Origin of the sequence: Flavobacterium shii, assembly GCF_025847235.1 — a bacterium.
Taxonomy (GTDB): domain Bacteria; phylum Bacteroidota; class Bacteroidia; order Flavobacteriales; family Flavobacteriaceae; genus Flavobacterium; species Flavobacterium shii.
Window position 1 is genome coordinate 1 of sequence record NZ_JAOZEW010000056.1, and the last position, 1020, is coordinate 1020.

Here is a 1020-nt window from a genome sequence, read left to right on the forward strand (position 1 = left end):
CAAGTAGTTAATCCGTTTTTATCTGTGCTATTAATAGTAATAGGTTTTCCATCACCCACAACTTTAAAAATGGGGATAGGATTCTGTTTTGTACCGTATAAAGGATTTTCCATATCATCTTTATTTACTGTGGCTATAAATCCATGTTTTTCAATATGATTTCGAAAGGCATCAAAAAAAAGCTTTCCAATATTTGCAGTACGCAATTGAAAGTATCTTTTATTTTCTTTAGAATAAAATGTCTCCGATTCTAAATAAAATTTCCCTGCACTTTTTGATAAAAAAACATTTTTAATTTCAAAATCATAATCTGTTTTTACTTTAGGATCTAAATGCATCATTATGTTTTTTGAATTATCTAAATATTGATAAATATACTTTTCAGCATTATTTCCTTGAAAGAATAATTTATTCACAATAAAAATCAAGAATGGCACCACTACTAATCCTGCTATTAAATACCCAATAGCATAGGGAATTCCTAAATTTTTCATGAATTATTTGCTAAAATACCTATATTATTTTCCTTGTCTTCTTTTTCTAAATCTACTTGTTTCTTAACCGATTGTGTAAACATTTCATCCTCATAAGAATTAGACCATTTGTCAAGTCCGAAATTCACTACTCCTGCTGCAATACCTATTCCAAAGCCTTTTAGCATTCCTTTCCAGGGTGTTTGGTAGGATCGGGAGGCAATATCTTTTGCCAAACTTGCATTGGCGGCTCCTGCCAAGTCTCCTGCAGCTTCTCGTGCAGCAGCTTCGGAGCCATATTCCATCATTTCTTTATTAAGTGCTTGATTTATTTTGGTAACTTGGTCAACGCCATCGATAAAACCTCCAACGGTACCTGCTCCAGAGACTTGTCCTTGAACTACAGTTGCATCTGCCGCTTGTTTTCCAAAACTATCATTTTCTTGATTTTTTGCCCTTCTCTCTTCCTCGTCCATCTGCCCGCTAGAGTAAAAATAGATTGCCAGTGGTAAAGCTATAGCCAGCGAAGCAGGTTATCTACTACTTT

General features: G+C 34.1%; 2 protein-coding genes. Both read right to left on the bottom strand.

What is annotated here, in order from left to right:
* Positions 1–494, bottom strand: a 494-nt coding sequence (locus OIU83_RS23530; protein ID WP_264208709.1) for a hypothetical protein, incomplete at its 3' end; no start/stop codon positions are given.
* The gene (locus tag OIU83_RS23535) at positions 491–949 is read right to left on the bottom strand and encodes a hypothetical protein (protein WP_264208710.1); all 459 of its coding nucleotides are present in this window, start codon (positions 947–949) and stop codon (positions 491–493) included. The genes OIU83_RS23535 and OIU83_RS23530, both read right to left, overlap by 4 nt.
* Between the last annotated feature and the right edge of the window lie 71 nt (positions 950–1020).